We start from the raw sequence: 428 nt of genomic DNA on the forward strand, positions 1-428 counted from the left end.
ACGACGCGAACGGGAACCGCACAAAGTTAACTGTCGGACCGAACAGCTACCTCAACACCATTGATGCCGGCAGCAATCGGCTGACGTCGACTTCCGGGCCGGTACCGGCCAAACGCAACACGTACGATGCCACAGGTAGCCTCATCAGTGACGGAACAATACGCTATACATACGGCAACAATGGGCGTCTGAACAGCGCCACGGGCATCGGTGGCGCGGCTGTCCAACACCGCTACAACGGGCTCGGCCAGCGGGCTATCAAGTCTGATGCGGCTGGCGCATCGACCTATTTCGTCTACAACGGAAATTTGCAAGCTAGTTGTCGCCTAAATACGATTTTTACGCTGCTTTTTTGAGTGCTTGATTTTTCTCCTTTTTGGTGACGGCTTCCGTGACACTTTTTTCGGGATTGAGGTGTACGGTCGTCA

At 54.2% G+C, this 428-nt stretch carries 1 pseudogene; it reads left to right on the forward strand.

The features are described from left to right. Positions 1-356, forward strand: a pseudogene (locus tag F1735_RS34310) (hypothetical protein); the annotation flags it as partial. Positions 357-428: the final 72 nt, after the last annotated feature.

Source organism: Massilia genomosp. 1, assembly GCF_011682185.1.
In the GTDB taxonomy this organism is placed as follows: domain Bacteria; phylum Pseudomonadota; class Gammaproteobacteria; order Burkholderiales; family Burkholderiaceae_D; genus Telluria_A; species Telluria_A rubra.